The organism is Saccharopolyspora sp., assembly GCF_017434145.1.
Lineage (GTDB): Bacteria > Actinomycetota > Actinomycetes > Mycobacteriales > Pseudonocardiaceae > Saccharopolyspora_C > Saccharopolyspora_C galaxeae.
In genome coordinates, this window is sequence record NZ_JAFRFW010000666.1 from 1 (window position 1) to 22274 (window position 22274).

A 22274-nucleotide genomic window follows, 5' to 3' on the forward strand; every position below is an offset into this window, starting at 1 on the left:
GAACTCGTCGGGCTCACCGGCGCCGCGGGCCGCGCCGCGGGCGGGTTCTCGATGGGCATGCGCCAGCGGCTGGCGCTGGCCACCGCGCTGCTGGGCGATCCGCAGGTGCTGATCCTGGACGAACCGGCCAACGGCCTCGACCCGGAGGGCATCGCGTGGTTGCGCAGCTTCCTGCGATCGTTCGCCGCGTCCGGGCGCACGGTGCTGGTCTCCAGCCACCTGCTGCGGGAGATGGAGCACACCGTCGATCACGTCGTGATCGTCAGCCGCGGTGAGTGCGTCTACAACGGCCACCTCGACGAACTGCGCGCGCAGCAGAGCTCGCGCGTGCTGGTCCAGGCCAGCGACCCGAACACACTGGTCACCGAGCTGCAGGAAGCCGGCAACGAGGTGGAGTACCTCGCCGACGGGCGGCTGGGCGTCACCGGCTCAGACTCCAAGGCGGTCGCGGACCTCGCGCTGGAAGCCGGGGTGGCGATCTACGGGCTGGAGGACGAGCAGGTCGACCTGGAGCAGCTGTTCTTCCGGCTCACCAGCGGCCAGTACGTGGCGGGCGCCTACCAGCCGGAGCACGGCCCGGCGGGCGGCTGGGGACCACCCGGCAACGGGCCCGATCCGTACCAGCAAGCGCAGCAGTCGGACTCCCAGCAACGCGACGGCCTCGGAGGTGGCGCCTGATGGGCGGCCTGATCAAGTCCGAGTTCCGGAAGGTCTTCACCACCAACCTGTGGTGGGCGCTGCTCATCCCGGTCGCCGTGATCAGCTTCGGCTCCGGCTGGATGGGCACCGGATTCGGCACCATCAACTCGATCGAGCAGGAGATCGGCAGGCCGTTGCCGCTGGGCCTGCTGACCATGTCGATGTCGACGAACTTCAGCGTGATCTTCGCTGGGCTGCTGGGTGCGCTGGCGATCACCGGCGAGCACCGCAGCAAGAGCATCACCACGACGTACCTGACCGCCAGCTCGCGCGGAGCGGTGCTGAGCGCGAAGCTGATCAGCTACACCGGATTGGGCCTGCTCTACGGCCTGGTGAACGTGCTGGCCGCCACCGCGGGGGGTCTGGTGGGCGCCGGGACGAACGGGCTCGGCAACCTGGCCGACTGGTTCGCGGTCGGCGGTGCCGGACTGCTCGCGATGGTGCTGTGGACGCTGCTCGGCGTCGGGTTCGGCGCGGTGGTCTCCAGCCCGGTCGTGGCGATCATGGTGCTGCTGATCTACAAGTTCGTGTTCGAGTTCATCGTCACCAGCTTCCTGATGACCTCCGACCCGCAGGGCGTGAGCGCGTACCTGCCGGGAACCGCGGGCAGCGGCATCGTCGGCAACCTCGCGGTGCCGATCTTCATCCGCGCCGCGGCGGGCAGCAACGAGCAGATGGTGCCGCAGGACGTGTTCGACGTGCTGCACTTCTTCTTCGGCGGCTCGTACCACCACCCGTGGTGGCTGAGCCTGCTGACGTTCGCCGGCTACACCGCGGTGTTCGTGCTCGGCGGCTGGTACTTCAGCAGGCGCCGGGACATCACCTGACCCGACGCCGCGACGAACGGACCTCCCGGCAACGGGGGGTCCGTTTTGTTTCGGTACGTGGCATTCCGCCCAGCACAACGACCCGAAGGGGCAACGAACACCACGTCGTCGAACGGGCCGTGATGTCGGGCTCGGGACATAACCTGGCCTGGTGAGCGACTCCGACACGGCCGCCGACGGCGGCGCCGAGCGCACCCGCCCCGGGTGGATCCGCCGGCTGTTCGCCGCCTGCTGGCGGCATCCGATCGCCGTGCTGCTGGCGATGGGCGCTTCGGTGGCCGCGGTCGGACTCGAGGCGCTCGTCCCGCTGCTGACGAAGACGGCCGTCGACGACGCGGTCGCGGGTAGCACCGGCCGCCTGTGGTGGCTGGCCGCGGCGCTGGCCGGGCTGGGCGTGTTCCGCTTCGGCGCGGCGTTCGTGCGCCGCTACTCCGCGGGCAGGCTGGCGCTGGACGTGCAGCACGACCTCCGGCGAGCGGTGTTCGGCTCGGTGCAGCGGCTGGACGGCGGCAAGCAGGACGCGCTGCGCACCGGGCAGGTGGTGTCCCGGGCGATCACCGATCTGCAGCTGGTGAACGCGCTGCTGGCGATGTTGCCGCTGGCGGCGGGCACCGTGGTGCTCGCGGTGTTCGCGCTGACCGCGATGCTGTGGCTGTCCCCGCTGCTGACGCTGGTCGTGCTGGTCGTGATGCCGCTGATCGCGATCGTGTCCGCGCACAGCCGCAAGCGGCTGTTCCCCGCCACGTGGTCGGCGCAGCAACGCGCCGCGGACATCGCGCAGCAGGTCGAGGAGTCGGTCGCCGGGGTCCGCGTGGTGAAGGGCTTCGGGCAGGAGGCGCGGGAGGTCTCCGGCCTGGAGGTCCGCGCGCGGCGGCTGTTCGCCGAACGGCTCCGCGCGGCACGGATGACCTCGCTGCCGCAGGCGACCCTGACCGCGCTGCCCTCGGCAGGGCAGGTCGGCGTGCTCGGTCTCGGCGGCTGGATGGCGTTGCAGGGCCAGGTCGGCATCGGCACGTTCGTGGCGTTCGCCGCCTACGTCACGATGCTCGGCGGCCCGGCCCGGATGCTGGCCAGCGTGCTGGTGCAGGGGCAGGTGACCCGCGCGGGCATGGAGCGGATCACCGACCTGATCGACTCGCGGCCGGACGTGCGCAACCGGCCCGGCGCCGTGGACCTGCCCGAGGTGCCGCTGCGGGTGCGGCTGGACGACGCCGGGTTCGGCTACACCCGCGATCAGCGAGTGCTGGACGGCATGTCGCTGACCGTGCGGCCCGGCGAGACGGTGGCGCTGGTCGGCTCGGCCGGCTCCGGCAAGTCGACGGTGTCACTGCTGCTGCCCCGCTTCTACGACGTCCAGCAAGGCGCGGTGCGGATCGGGACCGCGGACGGGACGACCGAGCACGACGTGCGCGACGTGCGGCTGGAGTCGCTGCGCAAGGCCGTGGGCGTGGTGTTCGAAGAGGCGTTCCTGTTCTCCGACACCATCCGCGGCAACATCGCCTACGGGCGGCCGGACGCGTCCGAAGCGGAGATCGTCGCCGCGGCCCGCGCCGCGGAGGCGCACGAGTTCATCACCGAGCTGCCCGACGGCTACGACACGATGGTCGGCGAGCGCGGCCTGACGCTCTCCGGCGGTCAGCGGCAGCGGGTGGCGCTGGCCCGCGCACTGCTGTCCGACCCGCGGATCCTGGTGCTCGACGACGCCACCTCGGCGGTCGACCCGGCCACCGAGGCCGCCATCCACGACACGCTGCGCTCGGTCACCGCGCAGCGCACGACGCTGCTGATCGCGCACCGCCGCTCCACGCTCGCGCTGGCCGACCGGGTGGCGGTGCTGGAGGAGGGCCGCGTCGTCGATGTGGGGACGCAGCACGAGCTGGAGCGGCGCTGCACGCTGTTCCGCTCGTTGCTGGCCGGGCCGGGCGAGTCGATCGAGACGCCGCACGCGGCTCCGGAGACGACCTCGGCGCAACTGTGGCCGGAGGTCGCGGACGAGCCGGAGGCAGCGCACACGATCACGGCGCCGCAAGGCCCTGGTGCGCGCGGAACCTCGACGAGCAGCAAGGACGCCACTCCCCTGACCCCGGAATTGAAAGCAGGGATCCGACGACTGCCCGCGGCCACCGAGGCTCCGCGGCTGCCCGGCGTCGACGCCACCGCCCCCGATCCGCAGTTCCGGCTGACGCGGCTGCTGCGGCCGATCCGCTGGGGCCTGGTGCTCACCGTCGCGCTGGTCGCCGGAGACGCGCTGACTTCGATCGCACTGCCGTCGCTGGTGCGCGAGGGAGTCGACAGCGGAGTCGGCGCGGGCGATCCGGCGACGCTGTGGACGGTCACCGCGGTCGGCGCGGCGGTGGTGCTCGCGGCCTGGCTGGTGATCAAGGCGCAGACCGTGATCACCGCCCGCACCGGCGAGACGCTGCTGTACCTGCTGCGGGTGCGCAGCTTCGCGCACCTGCAGCGGCTCGGGCTGGACTACTACGAGCGCGAACTCGCCGGGCGGATCATGACCCGGATGACCACCGACGTCGACGCGTTGTCGACGTTCCTGCAGACCGGCATGGCCACCGCCGTGGTCAGCGTGTTCACCATCGTCGGCATCGCGGTCGCGCTGCTGATCACCGACCTGTCGCTGGCACTGGTGGCGCTGGCGGTGCTGCCGCCGCTGATCGTCGCGACGGTGCTGTTCCGCAGGGTCGCGGCGACCGCCTACGCGGAGGCCCGGGAACGGGTGAGCACGGTGAACGCGGACCTGCAGGAGAACGTCTCCGGCCTGCGGGTCGCCCAGGCGCACCGCCGCGAACGCCATTCCGCGAAGGTTTTCGCGCAGCGCAGCGACGCCTACCGGCGGTCGAGGCTGCGGGCGCAGCGCTACATCGCCACGTTCTTCCCGTTCACCACGCTGCTGTCCGAGCTGGCGCAAGCGGCGGTGCTGGGCGTCGGCGCCACCCGGGTCGCCACCGGCGACCTGACCGCCGGAGTCCTGGTGGCGTTCCTGCTCTACCTGGGCATGTTCTTCTCGCCGGTGCAGCAGCTGTCGGGCGTGTTCGACCAGTACCAGCAGGCGCGGGTCGGGCTGCGCCGCATCGGTGACCTGCTGCGCACGCCAACCTCGGTGCCCGCGGCGGCCGAGCCGGTCGAGGTGCCGCCCCGGTTCGCCGGTGAGGTCGAGGTGCGCGACGTGTCGTTCCGGTACCCGGGCACCGACGAGCCCGCGCTGCGGGACATCTCGCTGAAGATCGACCCGGGGACCACGGTCGCCCTGGTCGGGCCGACCGGGGCGGGCAAGTCGACGCTGGTGAAGCTGCTCGCCCGGTTCTACGACGTGACTGCGGGAGCGGTGCTGATCGACGGGATCGACGTGCGCCGCTTCGAACCTGCCGGCTACCACCACCGGCTCGCGGTCGTCCCGCAGGAGGGCTACCTGTTCGCAGGCGACGTCGCCGCGAACATCGCCTACGGCCGCCCGGACGCGACCGATGCGGAGATCGAGGCCGCCGCCCGCGACGTGGGCGCGCTGCCCGGCATCGCGATGCTGCCGAACGGGTTCCGCCAGCAGGTCGGCGAACGCGGCCGGGAGCTCTCGGCCGGTCAGCGCCAGCTCGTGGCGCTGGCCCGCGCGGAACTGGTCCGCCCCGACCTGCTGCTGCTGGACGAGGCGACCGCGGCGCTGGACCCGGCGACGGAATCGCTGGTCATCTCGGCGAGCGACAAGCTGGCCGCGCGCCGCACGACGTTCGTGGTGGCGCACCGGCTGGGCACCGCAGCCCGGGCGGACCGCATCGTGGTGATCGACGGCGGGCGGGTCGTGGAGGACGGCAGCCACTCGGAGTTGATGGAGCTCGGCGGCCAGTACGCGCGGCTGTGGCACGCCACCGACGCGCACTCGCACTCCGCACCGGGCCTCGGAACGGTGCGGACACGGCACTGAGCTGCTGCTACCCGGCGTGTCCGCGCGCGATGCGTTGCGCGTAATCGACCGCGATGTGGGAACCAACCGCTCACGTCGCGGGAATCCGCGGCCGCTGCCGAAACGTTGCGCCGGATGCTCGCGACAACGGTGCGAGGCGTACCGGCGAGACCGGCGACGAGAACGGCGCATGATACGAGCGAGCCGCATCCGGCGGCGAGACCCGGACGGGCCAACTCGGCCCGGTATCGGGGTTTCCGTATCGATCCTGTGACCGAACTCTTCCGGCGGACGTCCGACTGTGTGCCAACCGCACGAATCGGACCGCTAGCCTGGTACGTGAGTGTGTGTACATCACGAGAAGATGGATCGAGGCGAGCGCCAGCCGTGTCCAGCAGCAGCCCTGCGTCACAGTTCGGCCCCAACGAGTGGTTGATCGAGGAGATGTACGAGCAGTACCTCCAAGATCCCGCGTCGGTTGACCCCGCGTGGCACGAGTTCTTCGCCGACTACAAGCCGGGGCAGGCGGCCTCGGGTTCGGTAGCCGCCGACAACTCCGCGAGCGCGGCCGGTTCTGCGAGCAGCACGACGACCGTTTCCGGCACGACCACGGCGACCGCGTCGCGCGGTACCGGCAACGGGCAGATCGGATCCGCCGGAACCCAGAACGCGCAGCAGTCCCAGCCCGCCAAGGCTGCCGAGCCGAAGGCCGGCAAGCCCGCGGAGCAGAACGCGGCGGAGTCGAAGTCGGCCAAGCCCGCCGAGCCGAAGCCGTCCCCGCAGCAGGCCGCGAAGGCCGCTCCGGTCAAGGACGACGGCGCGGGCGAGGAGACCAAGCCGCTGCGCGGCACGGCCGCGGCGATCGCCAAGAACATGGAGCAGTCGCTGACCGTGCCGACCGCGACGAGCGTGCGCGCGGTCCCGGCCAAGCTGCTGTTCGACAACCGCATCGTGATCAACAATCACCTGAAGCGGAACAAGGGCGGCAAGGTCTCGTTCACGCACCTGATCGGCTACGCCATGGTGCGGGCGCTGCGGGACTTCCCGAACATGAACCGGCACTTCGGCGAGGACGCCAAGGGCAAGCCCGCCGCGATCACGCCGGAGCACGTCAACCTCGGCCTGGCGATCGACATGCCCGGCAAGGACGGTTCGCGCAACCTCGTGGTGGCCTCCATCAAGGGCTGCGAACAGATGAGCTTCCAGCAGTTCTGGCAGGCCTACGAGGACATCATCCGCAAGGCCCGCAACGGCGCGCTGACCGCGGAGGACTTCGCGGGCACCACGATCTCGCTGACCAACCCCGGCCCGTCCGGCACGAACCACTCGGTGCCGCGGCTGACCAAGGGCCAGTCCGCGATCATCGGCGTCGGGGCGATGGACTACCCGGCGGAGTTCCAGGGCGCCTCGGAGAAGGCCCTGGTCGAGATGGGCATCAGCAAGATCGTCACGCTGACCTCGACCTACGACCACCGGGTCATCCAGGGCGCCGAGTCCGGCGACTTCCTGCGCAAGGTGCACGAGCTGCTGCTGGGCGAGGACGGGTTCTTCGACGACATCTTCTCGTCGCTGCGCATCCCGTACGAGCCGATCCGCTGGACCCAGGACATCCCCGAGGGCGCGGTGGACAAGACCGCGCGGGTGCTGGAGCTGATCGACGCCTACCGCACGCGCGGGCACCTGATGGCCGACATCGACCCGCTGAACTACCGGCAGCGCAGGCACGAGGACCTGGACGTGCTCTCGCACGGCCTCACCCTCTGGGACCTGGACCGGGAGTTCGCCGTGGGTGGCTTCGCGGGTCAGCAGTACATGTCGCTGCGCGACGTGCTGGGCGTGCTGCGGGACTCCTACTGCCGCACGGTCGGCGTGGAGTACATGCACATCCTCGAACCGGACGAGCGGGAATGGCTGCAGAACCGGGTCGAGAAGCCGCACGAGAAGCCGGAGCAGTCCGAGCAGAAGTACATCCTGTCCAAGCTCAACGCCGCCGAGGCGTTCGAGACGTTCCTGCAGACCAAGTACGTCGGGCAGAAGCGGTTCTCGCTGGAGGGCGCCGAGACGGTGGTGCCGCTGCTGGACGCGGTGCTGGACTCCTCGGCCGAATCCGACCTGGACGAGGTCGTCGTCGGGATGCCGCACCGCGGCAGGCTCAACGTGCTGGCCAACATCGTCGGCAAGCCGATCTCGCAGATCTTCCGCGAGTTCGAGGGCAACCTGGACCCCGGCCAGGCGCACGGTTCCGGTGACGTGAAGTACCACCTGGGCGCGGAGGGCAAGTACTTCCGCATGTTCGGCGACGGCGAGACGAAGGTGTCGCTGACCTCGAACCCCTCGCACCTGGAAGCCGTGGACCCGGTGCTGGAAGGCATCGTCCGCGCCAAGCAGGACATCCTGGACAAGGGCCAGGAGGGCTTCACGGTGCTGCCGGTGCTGATGCACGGCGACGCCGCGTTCGCCGGGCAGGGCGTGGTCGCCGAGACGCTGAACCTCTCGCTGCTGCGCGGCTACCGCACCGGCGGCACGGTGCACGTGGTGGTGAACAACCAGGTCGGCTACACGACCGCGCCGGAGCACTCCCGCTCCAGCAAGTACTCCACCGACGTGGCGAAGATGACCGGTTCGCCGGTGTTCCACGTCAACGGCGACGATCCCGAGGCGTGCGTCTGGGTGGCGAAGCTGGCCGTGGAGTACCGCCAGAAGTTCGGCAAGGACGTCGTGATCGACATGGTGTGCTACCGCCGCCGCGGGCACAACGAGGGCGACGACCCGTCGATGACGCAGCCGTCGATGTACGACGCGATCGACAAGATGCGCAGCGAGCGCAAGACCTACACCGAGGCGCTGATCGGCCGCGGCGACATCACCGTCGACGAGGCCGAGAAGGCGCTCAAGGACTACGCCAGCCAGCTGGAGCACGTGTTCAACGAGGTCCGCGAGCTGGAGAAGTACCCGCCGGAGCCGAGCCCGTCGGTGGAGTCGGAGCAGCAGGTGCCGACGAAGCTGATCACCGCGATCTCGCAGGACACGCTGGACCGCATCGCCCGGTCGCACGTGGACCTGCCGGAGGGCTTCACCCCGCACTCGCGGGTCAAGCCGGTGCTGGAGCGGCGCGCCAAAATGGCCGTCGAGGGCGAGATCGACTGGGGCTTCGGCGAGCTGCTCGCGTTCGGCTCGCTGGCGATGGAGGGCCGCCCGGTGCGGCTGACCGGGCAGGACAGCCGCCGCGGCACGTTCGGCCAGCGGCACTCGGTGCTGATCGACCGCAAGACCGGCGCCGAGTACACCCCGCTGCAGAACCTCTCCGAGGACCAGGCGAAGTTCCTGCCCTACGACTCGGCGCTGTCCGAGTTCGCGGCGATGGGCTTCGAGTACGGCTACTCGGTGGCCAACCCGGATGCGCTGGTGGCGTGGGAAGCCCAGTTCGGCGACTTCTTCAACGGCGCGCAGTCGATCATCGACGAGTTCATCTCCTCCGGTGAGGCCAAGTGGGGCCAGCGCTCCGACGTGGTGCTGCTGCTGCCGCACGGCCACGAGGGCCAGGGCCCGGACCACAGCTCGGCGCGCATCGAGCGCTGGTTGCAGCTGTGCGCGGAGGGCTCGATGACGGTCGCGCTGCCGTCCACTCCGGCGAACTACTTCCACCTGCTGCGCAGGCATTCGCTGGACGGCATCCACCGGCCGCTGGTGGTGTTCACGCCGAAGTCGATGCTGCGGATGAAGGCCGCGACCAGCTCGGTCGGCGACTTCACCGAGGGCAAGTTCACCTCGGTCATCGACGATCCGACGCAGCCGGACCCGTCCGCGGTGCGCCGCGTGGTGCTGTGCTCCGGCAAGCTCTACTACGAGCTGGCCGCGGAGAAGGAGAAGCAGGGCCACACCGACACCGCGGTCGTGCGGCTGGAGCAGCTCTACCCGCTGCCCCACCGCAAGCTCGGTGCGCTGCTGGACCACTACTCGAACGCCACCGACGTCCGGTGGGTGCAGGAGGAACCGGCGAACCAGGGCGCCTGGCCGTTCCTGGGCCTGAAGCTGCGCGAGCACTTCCCGGAGCGGCTGCGCGAGCTGCAGCGGGTGTCCCGCCGGCCGATGGCCGCCCCGGCCACCGGGCTCAAGGCGGTGCACGACGTGGAGCAGGCCGAGGTCGTGCAGAACACCTTCGCCTGATCCGCACTCCCTCGAAGCGGGCCGCCGACACTCCGGCGGCCCGCTTTCTTGCTTTTCGCAGGTGGCCCGCGTAGTCCGACGGCGGGTGGCCGTAAGGTTCTCGGTTGCCGTGCAGGTTGGCGGTCCGGTGGCCGTCGGGTGTGAGGAGGAGCCGGTGTACTTCACCGACCGTGGCATCGAGGAGTTGGAGCAGCGTCGCGGCGATGAAGAGGTGACGTTGGCGTGGCTCGCGGACCGGATGCGCGCGTTCGTGGACCTGAACCCGGAATTCGAGGACGCGACCGAACGCCTCGCCACATTCCTCGCCCGCGACGACACCGACGAGGACTGACCCGCCGGTCAGCCGGGTAGACGACGCAGCGCTGCGCCTAGCTGGGCGCGGGAAGTGATGTCCAGCTTCGGGAAGATCTTGTACAGGTGGTAGCCGACGGTGCGCGGGCTCAGCGCCAGCGTGCTCGCTATCTGCCGGTTGGTGAGCCCCTGCGCTGCGAGATCGGCGATCTGCCGCTCCTGCGGGGTGAGCGGATCGGGCAGTTCGGGCCGGGAGTGCGCGTCCCCGGTCGCGCGGAGTTCGGCGTGCGCGCGGCGACTCCAAGCGGTGGCGCCGAGCCGGTCGAACCGCTCCTCGGCGGAGCGCAGGTGCGCGCGGGCGTCCTGGTGGCGGTTGCGGCGGCGCAGTGCGGAGCCGATCTGCAGTTCGGTGCGCGCGGTGGCGAACGGCCTGCCTGCGCGGGCAGCGATCGCGAGCAGGTCTTCGCCCGAGCCGGTTTCGGCTCCGTCGGCCGCATCGCCGCCGAGCAGTGCCCAGCACCGCGCGAGGTCGAGCCGCGCCCAGTCGGCCGCACCTGCGGCGACCCAAGCCGCGAATCCCCGCACGACCTCCGCGGCCTCGTCGGTCCTCCCGGCCAGCATCGCCGCCTCCGTCGCGTCCACTGTGGACATGCGTTGCACGAGCAGGTGGTGCGGATTCTCCGCGGGACGCCGCAACGCGCGCAGGCGCTCCCAGGCTTCTTCACCGCGCCCGCAGGACAGCGCGAGCAAGCCGCGGATCCACTGCTCGGTCAGCGCCGCGCCCGGTGACGCCGGCCCGCTGGTGGCTTCTTCCAGCCATGACCGGCACGTGCGCTCATCGCCTTGCCCGGCGTTGATCCACGCAACGGCCAGCAGCGCCTCGCAGCGCAAGGCGTGGTGGCCGAGGTCTTCGGCCAGGCGGGCGCTGTCGGCGGCCCGTTGTGCGGCGGAATCCCACTGCCCGAGCGCGGTTTTCGTCACCGCCAGCTTGAGCAGCAACAAGGCTCGCGTGCTGGGGGCGGACCGCACGTGATCACCACGCATCAGGTGCGTGAACAGTTCCGCGTAGTGCTCCTCCTCGCCGATGAACACCGGCAGCAACGGCGGCGGCCACGCCTTCGGATGCACCGCGTCCGAGGAACGCGACCACCACGCCAGCGTCCGCAGCGCCTGCCGATCGCCAACGCCGGGATCGCTGTGCCCGGACACGACGGTCTCCAGCGCGGGCACCGCGCCCGGCACGGATTCGGTGGCCGCGCCGAGCCGTTCGCGCAGCGAGCCCACGGCCCGGCGCAACGAGTCGGGGGATGCCACCTCCCAACCGGCGGTGAGCGCGGTGACGACGAGCCGCAGGGTGTGCTCGGAGCTGCCGGGTTCCGTTCCACCGCCGATCGGCAGCAGGCGCCACCCGGTGGTCCAGGACTCGGTGAAGCCGTGGATGACCGCGCGCATGATCGCCGCGCTCAGCTCCGCATCGCTGCTGTGCCGGATCGGCACCGCGAGCAGGTCGAGCGCGTGCTCGACGTACCCGGCCAGCCAGGCCAATTCGGCGGCGATGATGCGGAACCGCTCCCGCTCCGCGGGGTCGGTGGCGCCCGCGACCGCGCGGTTGGCAGCGGTGTAGGCGTCCAGCACCCGTCCCTGCTGGGCCATCGGGACGGTAGCGCGGGCGAGCGCTGCCGCGGCACGTTCCGGTTCGGTCAGCGAACCGGCGAGGTGTTCGGCGTGTTCGGCGGGCCACTGCTGCGGATCGGTCGCCGCGGCCAGGGCCGCGCAGGTGCGTGCCGTTTCGGCGAGCGTGGCGCGCTGCCGCACCGCGGCACGTTCCAGGCCGGAGCGCCAGGTGAGCTCGGGTGCGGTGCGGACGATGCCCGCCCGCTCAGCCGGCGCCAGATCGTCCGGTTGCAGCTCGAGCGCCCGTGCGGCACGCAAGCACACCGGCAGGGCCGGTCCCAGCGCCAGCAGCAACAGCCAGTCGCGGGTGCGGTCCGGGACGGCCGGTGCGAAGGCTCGGGCACCCCGCGGCCCGATCACCGGCTCGGCAGGCAACGGCACCCGGCCGCTGAGCTGCTCGGGGCTGAGCTCGGCGGCGGTCTCGCGCAGCACCAGGGGGTTGCGCTCGCACAGTTCCAGCAGCCCGTGGACCACGTGTGCAGGCACGTCGCCCAGCACTTCGCGGGCATCGCCGTCCGAACTGCCCGGCACGGTCGTCGAGGGCAGCGTTGCCAATTCCGCGCGCAACGGCCATTCCGCGGCGGCCGTGCACACCAGCCCGAGCGAACGCCCGCCGACTCGGCGGCCCGCGTAGGCGAGCACCCGCGCCGACTCGTCGTCCGCCCAATGCACGTCGTCGACCAGTAGCAACACCGGTTCGGCGGCCACGAGGAAGCGCCAGAACCGATGCCGCGTCGTGGCCACGTCGTCGAATTCTTCGATACCGGTGTGCCCGCTGAGCTGGTGCAACAGCGCGAACGGGGTCTCGCTCTCGTCCGGTGTGCAGGTCGCGGACAGAACCCGTGCGCGCGCCAACTCGGCGAGTCGCCGCAGCGCGGTGGTGCGTCCCCGTGCGCGCGGAGCGGTCAGCACGCGCACCGCTCCGGTGCCCGCGGCGACCGAGTCCGCGATGCGCTCCAGCTCGACGTCGAGTCCGGTGCTCATCCCGCACGGATGCTACCCGGCACTTCCGGCCAGTCATCTGACGGATTCGCGCCCCGGCCTGCCGCACCCACCCTGGAACCAATGCGCTGAACAGCGGAAACAGGAGGTTCCATGACCGCTACCCCGGTTGCGCGGCAAGCCGCCGCGCGCAGCGACGAAGTTCCGGAAGGCGGCAGGCACGTCGTCGACATCGCGGGCACGACGATCGGTCTCTTCCGCTTCCAGGGCGTGCTGCACGCCTACGAGAACGTGTGCCCGCACCAGGGCGGGCCGGTTTGCCAGGGACGGCTGGTGTCCCGGGTGACCGAGAAGCTCGACGCGGACAAGCGCAGCCGCGGCCTCGACTTCGACACCGAAGACCTGCACATCGTCTGCCCGTGGCACGGCTTCGAGTACAGCCTCGCCACCGGTTCGCACCCGGGCCGCCCGCAGATCAAACTGCGCGCTTTCGATGTGGAGGAAGCGGAGGGAACGATCTATGTCCACGTCTGACATCCCGGCACTGGCCGAGCACATCGATCAGCTCATCGCCGAAGGCCGTGCGCACGAGGTCCCCGCCGAGCAGCTGCAAGCCCTCGTCACCGCCGCGACCCGGCTCTACGCCGCGGCGAACGAAGGCGCCGCGCACGCGTCGGAACCGTTGCAGGACAGCGCATCGACCACGGACGCGGTGGTGCTCACCTGCGCGTTGCTGAAGGCACGAGACCTCAACCCGTTCGATCTGGCGCTGTGGTTCTCGCGCAGCCGCGTCGCGGGCTGACTTGGAGGCGGACATGACCGAAGCGACTCCCCGGGCCACCCAAGAGATCACCATCCATACCGACAGCCGCGAAATCCTGGCGAACGCGCGGCGGGACATCGAGCGCTACGGGCTCGACGAGTACTACATCGTCGACGTGGATTCGCACCACGTGGAGCTGGACTCGTGGCCGCAGATCATCGAGCACATCGAGGATCCGGTGCTGCGCGACAGCGGCAGGCAGATGATGCAGAACTGGCCGAACGCGCACAATCTCGCGTTGTCCAACCACCCGCCCGGACTGACCCAGCAGGACGTCAGCGGCCGGATCCTGCACCAGGCGTCGCTGGCCGAACCGGTCTCCGACCGCGAGGTGCACCGCGACGTGACACTGGTCCGGCGCGCGATGGACTCGATGGGCATCGATCTGCAGGTGGTGTTCCCGCAGCCGATGCTGGAGATCGGCCTGCACCCGAGCCCGAGCGCCGCGGTGCAGCTGATGATGGCCTACAACCGGTGGTTCACCTCCACGATTCTTTCCGCCGAGCCGCGGATCAAGACGATGCTCGGGCTGCCGATCGAGGACCCGGACGCGGCGTTGCGCACCATCCGCGAGTACGCCGACCATCCGGGAGTGATCGGGTTCCTGATCACCAGCCAGCACTCGATCGGTGTGCACCGCAACGAGTACATGCCGATCTACGCGGAGCTCGAACGGCTGGGACTGCCGATCGGTTTCCACGCGGGGCCGAACCAGGCCGACTCGATGACCTCCACGATGAACAAGTTCCTGTCCGCGCACGCCATCTCGTTCGTCACCTGCAACATGACGCACCTGACGAATTGGGTGATCAACGGCATCCCGGAGCGGTTCCCCGGCCTGAAGACGATCTGGATCGAGAGCGGGCTGGCGTGGGTGCCGTTCATGATGCAGCGGCTGGACCACGAGTACCTGATGCGGCAGTCGGACGCTCCGTTGCTGACCAAGCTGCCCAGCGACTACATGCGGGAGATGTACTACACCTCGCAGCCCCTCGAGATCACCGACATGGGCCTGCTGGAGAGCACGTTCCGGGCGATGGACGCCGAGAACACGCTGATGTACTCGTCGGACTGGCCGCACTGGGATTTCGACGTGCCGGGTCGCATCATGGGCATCCCGTTCCTTTCCGAGCAGGGCAAGCGAAACGTCCTGGGCGAGACGGCCCGCAAGGTCTTCGGACTCTGAGCCGGAGGCGTATGGGCTGAGGGGTCTGAGCTGGGCACGTCCGAACCGCGGACGCCGAGCGGTGTGGTCAGCGGAGCCGGTGACCACCGCGCCACACCGCGTACGTGAGCGGGACGCCGGGCCGGTAGGCGAGCCACGCGGCACTGGGTGCGTCGAGCACGTGCACATCGGCGCGAGCTCCTGGCCGCAGCACGCCTACCGCGCCGTCTCCCCTCTCCCGGCGCAGCGCTCGCGCCCCGCCCCAGGTCGCCGCGCGGACGGCTTCGGGCACGGTCATCCGCATTTGCAGCACGGCGGTGGTGACGCAGAACGCCATCGACGTCGTGTAGGACGACCCGGGGTTGCAGTTCGACGCGAGGGCCACCGTCGCGCCCGCGTCCAGCAGTTCCCGGGCAGGTGGCAACGGCTGGCGGGTGGACAGATCGCACGCGGGCAGCAAGGTCGCCACCGTCTCGGAGCCCGCGAGCGCGGCGACGTCGTCCCCGTCCAGGTACGTGCAGTGGTCCACGCTGGCCGCGCCCAGCTCGGCGGCCAGCTGCACGCCCGGTCCCGGCCCGAGCTGATTTCCGTGCACCCGCAGCCCCAGTCCGCGTTCGGCGGCCGCGGTCAGCACGCGTCTGGATTGTTCGGCGTCGAACGCGCCGCGCTCGCAGAACACGTCGCACCAGCCCACGTGATCGGAAACCGCGTCCAGCATCTCGCCGCAGACCAGGTCGAGGTACTCGCCGGGATCCCATCCGGGCGGCACGAGATGTGCGCCGAGGAAGGTGACCTCGTCGGCCTCACCCGCGGCCAGCCGCGCGGCGCGCACTTCGTCCTCGACGGTGAGTCCGTACCCGGTCTTGGTCTCCAAGCAGGTCGTGCCTTGCGAAACGGCCTCGGCCACGTGTCCGCGCAGCGTGCTGGCGAGCGCGTCGCCGGACGCGGCACGAGTGGCTTCCACCGTGGTCGCGATGCCTCCGGCCGAGTAGGGCTCGCCGTTCATCCGGGCGGCGAACTCGGCTGTCCGCTCCCCGGCGAACACGAGGTGCGTGTGGCTGTCCACCCAGCCGGGCAGCACGGCCCGGCCTTCGACGTCGATGGCGTGGTCGGCGGCCGGAGCGCGCGCCGCGGGACCCGCCCACGCGATGCGGTCGCCTTCGCACACCAGCGCGGCGTCGCGGAGTTCGCCCAGTGCGTCGTCGTTCGTGACCAGCTCACCGATTCCGGTGATAACAGTGGATGCCATCGCTGCCCATCTCCAGTGCTTGATCAACGATCAGCGCTGATCCCGGTCGTGCTGTTCCGGTCGTCCCGTCCGGTCATGTCCCGTGCAGCTCCTCGATGACCGCGCCGAGTCGCTGCGCGGCATCGGGAAACCGTTCGTGCGCGCCGTTCCGGACGACGTGCTCGCCGTCGGCCACGACGTGCCGAACGTCGTCCGCCCGCGCGTGCACGGGCACCGCCGCCATCGGCACCCCGGCCAATCGCGGCCCGTCGAGCGCGACCGAGACCAGATCCGCGCGGCAGCCGGGTGCGATGCGTCCGGCATTCCAGCCCAGGCCGCGGTGCGCCGTGGCCATCGCGAGTTGCGCGTTCGTGGTGAAGTGACCCCGGTTCTCCGCACGTAGTCGCTGTCCGGCCTCCACGGCTTGCGCCTCGCCGAGCACGTCGAGCACGGAGTGCCCGTCGCTGCCGACCGAGAGCGGACTTCCCGCGGCGGCCAACGCCGAGGCCGGGCCGATGCCGTCACCGAGGTCAGCCTCGGTCGTCGGGCACAGGCAAACCCCGGTGCCGCTGCCGCCGAGCACCGCGATGTCCCGTTCGTCGAGGTGCGTTGCATGCACCGCGGTGGTCCCGGGCCCCAGCGCTCCGAGCGATTCGAGCAGTTGAGCCGGGGTGCACCCGTGCGCGGCGAGGCACGCCTCGTTCTCCTTGCGCTGCTCGGATAGGTGGACGTGCAGCGGTGCGCCGGCCCGCCGCGACCACTCCGCGACGACGGGAACCTGTTCGGCGGGCACCGCGCGCACCGAATGCACGGCCGCGCCGAGCCGCACCCGCTGACTGTCCACTGTGAACTCCTCGAGGCGATGCGCCCAGGAGTCGGCATCGGCATCGGCGAACCGCCGCTGCACACCCTCCGCGGGAGCACCGAACCCGGCGGACAAGTAGCACGTGTCCAGCAGCGTCAGCCGGATCCCGGCGTCTTCGGCCGCCGCCACGAGCGCGGCCCCCATCGCGGTCGGATCGTCGTAGCGGCCACCGCTGGGGTGGTGCAGGTAGTGGAACTCACCGACGGAGGTGATCCCGGCCAGCACCATCTCGGCGTACACGGCCGCCGCAAGCCGCCGGTACGACTCCGGATCCAGCCGATCCGCGACCGCGTACATCGTTTCCCGCCAGGTCCAGAACGTGCCGCGCCCGCCGGTCCGCCCGCGCAATGCCCGGTGGAAGGCGTGCGAATGCCCGTTCGCGAGCCCCGGCAGGCTCAGCCCCGGCAATCGCCGCGCACCGGCGGGCGGAGTGTCCACAGTGGTCACATCGCGGATCAGCGGGCCGTCGACGTCGACGAGCACCCCGGCTCGCGGCGCACCGTCCAGCCAGGCCCATTCGCACCAGAACATCAGCCGGCCCACGCTTCCAGAACGCGCGCCAGCGCCGCCACTCCGGCTTCGCAGTCGGCCGGTTCGGCGTGCTCCTGCGGCGCGTGGCTGATGCCGGTCGGGTTGCGCACGAACAGCATTCCGGTCGGGACCTGCGCGGACAGCACTCCCGCGTCGTGCCCCGCCCCGGTGGGCAACGCAGGCGCGGAGTCCAGCAGCGCCCGCAATTCGTCGCGCAGCTCGGGCCGGAAGTGCACTTCGTCGCCGAAGGACTCCTCGGTCACTTCGGCCCGGCAGCCCTCATCGGCGGCGAACCGGTGCGCCAGCACCGACAGATGCTCCACCAGCCCGCGCGCCCCCGCGGTGTGCGGAGCGCGCGCATCCAACCACATGTCCACTGTGGAGGGAATGACGTTGGTGCCGCCCGGACTGGCCGCCACGCGGCCCACCGTCGCCCGCGCACCCAGCTTCGCGGCTTCCTTGCGCACGGCGACCACGGTTCTGGACGCGGGCAGCATCGGGTCCCGGCGATCCGGCATCGGAGTGGCCCCAGCGTGGTTGCCCTGGCCGTGGAACCGGAATCGCCAACGGCCGTGCGCGAGAATCGACGAGGCCACGGCCACCGGGCGGTCCCATCCGACCAGCCCCCGGCCCTGCTCCACGTGCAGCTCCACGAACCGCCCGATCCGGCGCAGCGCGGCGTCGTCGCGGCCGATGCGCTCGGCAGCGGACCCCATCGCCTCCCCGAACGTCACGCCGTCCACATCGCGCAACGCCCGCGCCCGCTCCGGCGCGATGCTCCCGCTCAGCAGCCGCGAACCGAGGCAGGGCACGCCGAACCGGCCGCCTTCCTCTTCGGCGAACACCACGACGGCCAGTGGTCTCCGCGGCACGAAGTCCTTGGCCCGCAACGAATCCATCGCGCTCAGCGCCGACACGACGCCCAACGGTCCGTCGAACGCGCCGCCACCGGGAACCGAGTCAAGATGGCTGCCGGTCACCACGGCGTCGTCGCCAGGTTCACCGAGCCACGCCCAGATGTTGGCGTTGCGGTCGGTCTCCACCCGTAAATCGCGAGCCTGCGCCTGCTCCACGAACCATTCCCGCAGTTCGCGTTCCGCCGAGTCGAACACGTGCCGCGAGTATCCGCCGCGCAACCGATCGCGCCCGACGTCCTCGATCTGCTCCAGCAACGCATTGGCACCCATCGCACTCGTCCCCTTCCAGCGATCTCCCTTGCCGCACCGGGCTTTCCGGCGCCCACGAGCCCATGAAACACGCGTTCGATCCGAGGCGCACGGATGATCACCCGCACCGGCGATCCGTCGGCGTGTCGGCCGCTTTCCCGCGATCGCCCGGTAGCGGGCGGCACACCCGCGCTGCGCTGCACCGACAGCCGGGCCGGGCAGATCGGGCGGCTCCTTCAGCCGTCGTGCGGCATGGGCACGTGCAAACCGCGCTCGGCGGCGACGGTCCGCGCCCGCTGATAACCCGCGTCCGCGTGCCGCAGAACGCCCGTGCCCGGGTCGTTGCCGAGCACCCGCGCCAGCTTCTGCGCCGCGAGCTCCGTCCCGTCCGCCACCGTGACCTGCCCGGCGTGCAACGACCGGCCCATGCCGACCCCGCCGCCCTGGTGCACCGACACCCATGAAGCCCCGGATGCGGTGTTCACCAGCGCGTTCAGCAGCGGCCAGTCCGCCACCGCGTCCGAGCCGTCGGCCATGCCCTCGGTCTCCCGGTACGGCGAGGCGACCGACCCGCTGTCGAGGTGATCGCGGCCCAGCACCAGCGGTGCAGAGACCTCCCCGGAAGCCACCAGATCGTTGAACAGCAACCCGGCCCGCTCCCGCTCGCCCTGCCCGAGCCAGCAGATCCGCGCCGGCAGCCCCTGGAAACCGACCTTCTCCCCGGCCAGCCGGATCCACCGCGCCAGGTGCTCGTCAGCACCGAACTCCCGCAGCACCGCCCGGTCCGTGGCGGCGATGTCGGCCGGATCTCCCGACAGCGCCGCCCACCGGAACGGTCCTTTGCCCTCGCAGAACAACGGCCGCAAGTAGGCGGGCACGAAGCCGGGGTAATCGAAGGCCCGCGAACATCCGGCCGTGCGCGCCTCACCGCGCAGCGAATTGCCGTAGTCGAACACCTCCGCACCCGCGTCGAGGAACCCGACCATCGCTTCGACGTGCTCGGCCATCGCGTCCCGCGCCCGATCGGTGAACTCGTCCGGTTTCTTCGCCGCGTAGTCGGCCCAATCGTCCAGCTCGACGCCACGAGGCAGGTAGGACAGCGGATCGTGCGCGGAGGTCTGGTCGGTGACGATGTCCACCGGGACGCCGCGGCGCAGCAGCTCGGGCAGCACTTCGCAGGCATTGCCGACGAGCCCGATCGACTCCGGGCGCCGCTGCCGTTTCGCCGCCACAGCACGGGAAACCGCGTCGTCCAGGTCATCGGCGACCACGTCGAGGTAACCGTGCCGGACCCGGCGGTGGGCGCGCTGCGGATCGCACTCGACGACCAGCGCCGCACCCTCGTTCATGGTCACCGCCAGCGGCTGCGCCCCTCCCATACCGCCGAGCCCGGCGGTCACGGTGAGCGTCCCGGCCAGGCTCCCGCCGAAGCGCTTGGCCGCCACCGCCGCGAACGTCTCGTAGGTGCCCTGCAGGATCCCTTGGGTGCCGATGTAGATCCACGATCCCGCCGTCATCTGCCCGTACATCATGAGCCCGAGCGCGTCGAGGCGGCGGAACTCCGGCCAGTTCGCCCAGTCCCCGACCAGGTTCGAGTTCGCGATCAGCACCCGCGGCGCCCACTCGTGCGTGCGCAGCACGCCGACCGGTTTCCCGGACTGCACCAGCAGCGTTTCGTCGGCGGCCAGCTCGGTCAGCTCGGCCACGATCGCGTCGAAACTCGCCCAGTTGCGCGCGGCCCGGCCGGTGCCGCCGTAGACGACCAGGTCTTCGGGGCGTTCGGCGACTTCCGGGTCGAGGTTGTTCTGCAGCATTCGCAGCGGCGCCTCGGTGCTCCAGCTCCGCGCGGTCAACGTCGTTCCGCGCGGGGCGCGCACGGTCCTGGGTCCGGCACTCATGATCGGCCTCCCAACTGTTCGTCCACTGTGGAATTGACGGCGCCGGAGCGCACGAGCGCCGCTGCCTCGGCGATCTCCGGTGCCACGTGCCGATCCGGCCCCGGCCCCGGAACACGCGTGCGCAGCAGGTCGCGCACGGCGCCGGTGGCCGCGGCGGGAGCCAGGGGCGCCCGCAGGTCCAGCGCACGGGCCGCCGTCAGCAGCTCAACCGCCAACACCGTGCCGAGCCCGTCCAGCGCGCGCCGCAACTTGCGCGCCGCCGACCAGCCCATCGACACGTGGTCCTCCTGCATCGCGCTGGTCGGGATGGAGTCCACCGATGCGGGCGCGGCCAACCGCTTGACCTCGGTGACCAGCCCCGCCTGCGTGTAATGCGCGATCATGTGCCCGGAGTCCACGCCCGGATCGTCGGCGAGGAACGCGGGCAACCCCTGCGAACGCGCCACGTCGAGCATCCGGTCAGTGCGCCGCTCGGCCATGCTCGCCACGTCGGCGACCGGGATCGCCAGGTAGTCCAGCGCGTGCGCCAGCGGAGCGCCGTGGAAATTGCCGTTGGATTCCACCCGGCCGTCCGCGAGCACCACCGGGTTGTCGATCGCCGAGACCAGTTCGCGCTCGGCCACCGCCGCGGCGAACTCCGCGCCGTCCGCCGCCGACCCGTGCACCTGCGGTGCGCAGCGCAGCGAGTAGGCGTCCTGCACGCGATTGCAGTCCGGACCGCGGTGGCTGGCCACGATTTCCGAACCTTCGAGCAGCGCCGCCATCCGGGCCGCGGACCGGGCTTGGCCGGGGTGCGGCCGCAACGCCTGCAGGTCGGCGGCGAAGACGCGATCGGTGCCCAGCAATGCCTCCACGCTCATCGCCGCGGTCACGTCGGCGACCTCGAGCAGCGCTGCGAGGTCGTGCAGCGCCAGCACCAGCATGGCGAGCATCCCGTCGGTGCCGTTGGTCAGCGCGAGACCTTCCTTCTCGGCCAGCACGACCGGTTCGATGCCCGCGGCGGCCAACGCCTCCGCCGCCGGTCGCCGCTCGCCGTCGGCTCCGAAGACCTCGCCTTCCCCGGTAGCGGCCAGCGCCACCGCGGCCAACGGGGCGAGATCACCCGAGCAGCCGAGCGAGCCGTACTCGTGCACCACCGGAACGATGCCCGCGTTCAGCATCTCCAGGAGCGCCCGCGCCGTCTCCGGGCGCGTGCCCGTGTGCCCGGTCGCGATGGTGCGCAGCCGCAGCAGCATCAGCCCCCGCACGACCTCGGCCTCGACCGGTTCACCGGCACCGGCAGCGTGCGAGCGCACGAACGACTGCTGAAGCGCCGCGCGCCGATCCTCCGGGATGTGCCGCACCGCCAGCGCACCGAAACCGGTGGACACTCCGTAGGTGGGCCGTTCCGCCGCGGCGAGCGCGTCGATGTGCTCGCGCGCGGCCGCGATCTCACGTTCGGCTCCGGCACTGAGTTCGACCGCGGCCCGCCCGCGCGCGACGTCGACGACCTGTTGCCGGGTCAGCTCGCCGGTCACCTGCACCTTTTGCATACCCCCATGGCACACGGCTGCGCGGGAAGCGCGTAAGGCCGGTTAGAGTTCTTCCGTCTGAAATTCCAGACGTCTTGGAGCGGGTGGTGCACGGCAGCAGCGACGTCCCCGCGCTGCGGCGCGGCCTGTCGATCCTGACCGCGCTCGCCGGGCACACCGGTCCGGTGTCCGCCGCGACGCTGGCGCGCGAGCTGGAGCTGCCGCGGTCGACGACCTACCACCTGCTCGCCGAGCTGACCGACGCCGGTTTCGTCGTGCGGTTGCCCGCGGAACGCCGCTACGCGCTGGGCGTGGCCGCCTTCGAGCTCGGGTCCGCCTACTTGCACAACGATCCGCTGGAACGGCTGGCAGGCCCGCTGCTGCGGAATCTGGCCGATCGGGTCGGGCACACCGCGCATCTGGGCGTGCTGCACGGCGGTGAGCTGCTGTACCTGGTCAAGGAGCGGCCGTCCTGGCCGCAAGCGCCCACCAAGCAGCAGCCATCCTGGCCGTCGGCGGACCCGTCAACGCGGCCGCCGACGCTGGTGACGGAGGTCGGCGTCCGGTTGCCCGCACA

Annotated in this window: 15 protein-coding genes; 9 read left to right on the forward strand and 6 right to left on the reverse strand. The window is 71.0% G+C overall.

Annotated elements, in window-relative coordinates:
• The 5 genes from IJH84_RS18260 to IJH84_RS18280 all read left to right on the forward strand — a co-directional run.
• The coding region (locus tag IJH84_RS18260; RefSeq protein WP_295146625.1) for an AAA family ATPase at positions 1 to 678 on the forward strand (678 nt) is incomplete at its 5' end.
• Entirely contained in the window at positions 678 to 1526 is an 849-nt protein-coding gene (locus IJH84_RS18265) for an ABC transporter permease (RefSeq protein ID WP_295146627.1), read from the forward strand. The genes IJH84_RS18260 and IJH84_RS18265, both read left to right, overlap by 1 nt.
• A gap of 151 nt (positions 1527 to 1677) precedes the next feature.
• On the forward strand, positions 1678 to 5457 hold the full coding sequence (locus tag IJH84_RS18270) for an ABC transporter ATP-binding protein (RefSeq protein WP_295146629.1): 3780 nt from the start codon (positions 1678 to 1680) through the stop codon (positions 5455 to 5457).
• 366 nt (positions 5458 to 5823) lie between these two features.
• Complete coding sequence (locus tag IJH84_RS18275) at positions 5824 to 9603, forward strand: multifunctional oxoglutarate decarboxylase/oxoglutarate dehydrogenase thiamine pyrophosphate-binding subunit/dihydrolipoyllysine-residue succinyltransferase subunit (protein WP_295146631.1); 3780 nt, start codon at positions 5824 to 5826, stop codon at positions 9601 to 9603.
• A 154-nt stretch (positions 9604 to 9757) separates the two neighbouring features.
• The gene (locus tag IJH84_RS18280) at positions 9758 to 9934 is read left to right on the forward strand and encodes a DUF6104 family protein (protein ID WP_200073201.1); all 177 of its coding nucleotides are present in this window, start codon (positions 9758 to 9760) and stop codon (positions 9932 to 9934) included.
• 8 nt (positions 9935 to 9942) lie between these two features.
• On the opposite strand, the gene IJH84_RS18285 is transcribed toward IJH84_RS18280, so the two are convergent.
• The gene (locus tag IJH84_RS18285; protein ID WP_295146633.1) at positions 9943 to 12552 is read right to left on the reverse strand and encodes a LuxR C-terminal-related transcriptional regulator; all 2610 of its coding nucleotides are present in this window, start codon (positions 12550 to 12552) and stop codon (positions 9943 to 9945) included.
• A gap of 111 nt (positions 12553 to 12663) precedes the next feature.
• Here IJH84_RS18285 and IJH84_RS18290 point away from each other — a divergent pair, with 111 nt between their 5' ends.
• Genes IJH84_RS18290 through IJH84_RS18300 form a run of 3 tightly spaced genes read left to right on the forward strand, consistent with a single transcriptional unit; the run spans position 12664 to position 14519 of the window.
• Positions 12664 to 13044, forward strand: a complete 381-nt coding sequence (locus IJH84_RS18290) for a Rieske (2Fe-2S) protein (RefSeq protein WP_200073203.1) — start codon at positions 12664 to 12666, stop codon at positions 13042 to 13044.
• On the forward strand, positions 13031 to 13312 hold the full coding sequence (locus IJH84_RS18295) for a hypothetical protein (RefSeq protein ID WP_200073204.1): 282 nt from the start codon (positions 13031 to 13033) through the stop codon (positions 13310 to 13312). Before IJH84_RS18290 ends, IJH84_RS18295 begins: the two co-directional genes overlap by 14 nt.
• Positions 13313 to 13325: 13 nt before the next feature.
• Complete coding sequence (locus IJH84_RS18300; protein ID WP_295146637.1) at positions 13326 to 14519, forward strand: amidohydrolase family protein; 1194 nt, start codon at positions 13326 to 13328, stop codon at positions 14517 to 14519.
• A 67-nt stretch (positions 14520 to 14586) separates the two neighbouring features.
• On the opposite strand, the gene hutI is transcribed toward IJH84_RS18300, so the two are convergent.
• The 5 genes from hutI to hutH form a co-directional block, all read right to left on the reverse strand.
• The gene (gene hutI, locus IJH84_RS18305) at positions 14587 to 15747 is read right to left on the reverse strand and encodes an imidazolonepropionase (RefSeq protein ID WP_295146639.1); all 1161 of its coding nucleotides are present in this window, start codon (positions 15745 to 15747) and stop codon (positions 14587 to 14589) included.
• A gap of 73 nt (positions 15748 to 15820) precedes the next feature.
• Positions 15821 to 17122, reverse strand: a complete 1302-nt coding sequence (locus IJH84_RS18310) for a formimidoylglutamate deiminase (RefSeq protein WP_295146648.1) — start codon at positions 17120 to 17122, stop codon at positions 15821 to 15823.
• Complete coding sequence (locus tag IJH84_RS18315) at positions 17122 to 18309, reverse strand: allantoate amidohydrolase (protein ID WP_200073207.1); 1188 nt, start codon at positions 18307 to 18309, stop codon at positions 17122 to 17124. The genes IJH84_RS18310 and IJH84_RS18315 overlap by 1 nt, the downstream gene beginning before the upstream one ends.
• Positions 18310 to 18524: 215 nt before the next feature.
• Complete coding sequence (gene hutU, locus IJH84_RS18320) at positions 18525 to 20186, reverse strand: urocanate hydratase (protein ID WP_295146642.1); 1662 nt, start codon at positions 20184 to 20186, stop codon at positions 18525 to 18527.
• Positions 20183 to 21718, reverse strand: coding sequence for a histidine ammonia-lyase (hutH, locus tag IJH84_RS18325; RefSeq protein ID WP_295146644.1), 1536 nt, complete (start codon positions 21716 to 21718; stop codon positions 20183 to 20185). The genes hutU and hutH overlap by 4 nt, the downstream gene beginning before the upstream one ends.
• 86 nt (positions 21719 to 21804) lie before the next feature.
• Here hutH and IJH84_RS18330 point away from each other — a divergent pair.
• Positions 21805 to 22274: helix-turn-helix domain-containing protein (locus tag IJH84_RS18330; RefSeq protein ID WP_295146646.1), on the forward strand; the 470-nt coding region annotated here is incomplete at its 3' end.

Excerpts from the sequence above, each read along its gene's own strand:
- hutI (WP_295146639.1), bottom strand. The coding sequence starts at position 15,747 with ATGGCATCCACTGTTATCACCGGAATCGGTGAGCTGGTCACGAACGAC.
- IJH84_RS18310 (WP_295146648.1), bottom strand. The coding sequence starts at position 17,122 with ATGTTCTGGTGCGAATGGGCCTGGCTGGACGGTGCGCCGCGAGCCGGG.
- IJH84_RS18290 (WP_200073203.1), top strand. The coding sequence starts at position 12,664 with ATGACCGCTACCCCGGTTGCGCGGCAAGCCGCCGCGCGCAGCGACGAA.
- IJH84_RS18295 (WP_200073204.1), top strand. The coding sequence starts at position 13,031 with ATGTCCACGTCTGACATCCCGGCACTGGCCGAGCACATCGATCAGCTC.
- hutU (WP_295146642.1), bottom strand. The coding sequence starts at position 20,186 with ATGAGTGCCGGACCCAGGACCGTGCGCGCCCCGCGCGGAACGACGTTG.
- IJH84_RS18285 (WP_295146633.1), bottom strand. The coding sequence starts at position 12,552 with ATGAGCACCGGACTCGACGTCGAGCTGGAGCGCATCGCGGACTCGGTC.
- IJH84_RS18300 (WP_295146637.1), top strand. The coding sequence starts at position 13,326 with ATGACCGAAGCGACTCCCCGGGCCACCCAAGAGATCACCATCCATACC.
- IJH84_RS18265 (WP_295146627.1), top strand. The coding sequence starts at position 678 with ATGGGCGGCCTGATCAAGTCCGAGTTCCGGAAGGTCTTCACCACCAAC.
- IJH84_RS18315 (WP_200073207.1), bottom strand. The coding sequence starts at position 18,309 with ATGGGTGCCAATGCGTTGCTGGAGCAGATCGAGGACGTCGGGCGCGAT.
- hutH (WP_295146644.1), bottom strand. The coding sequence starts at position 21,718 with ATGCAAAAGGTGCAGGTGACCGGCGAGCTGACCCGGCAACAGGTCGTC.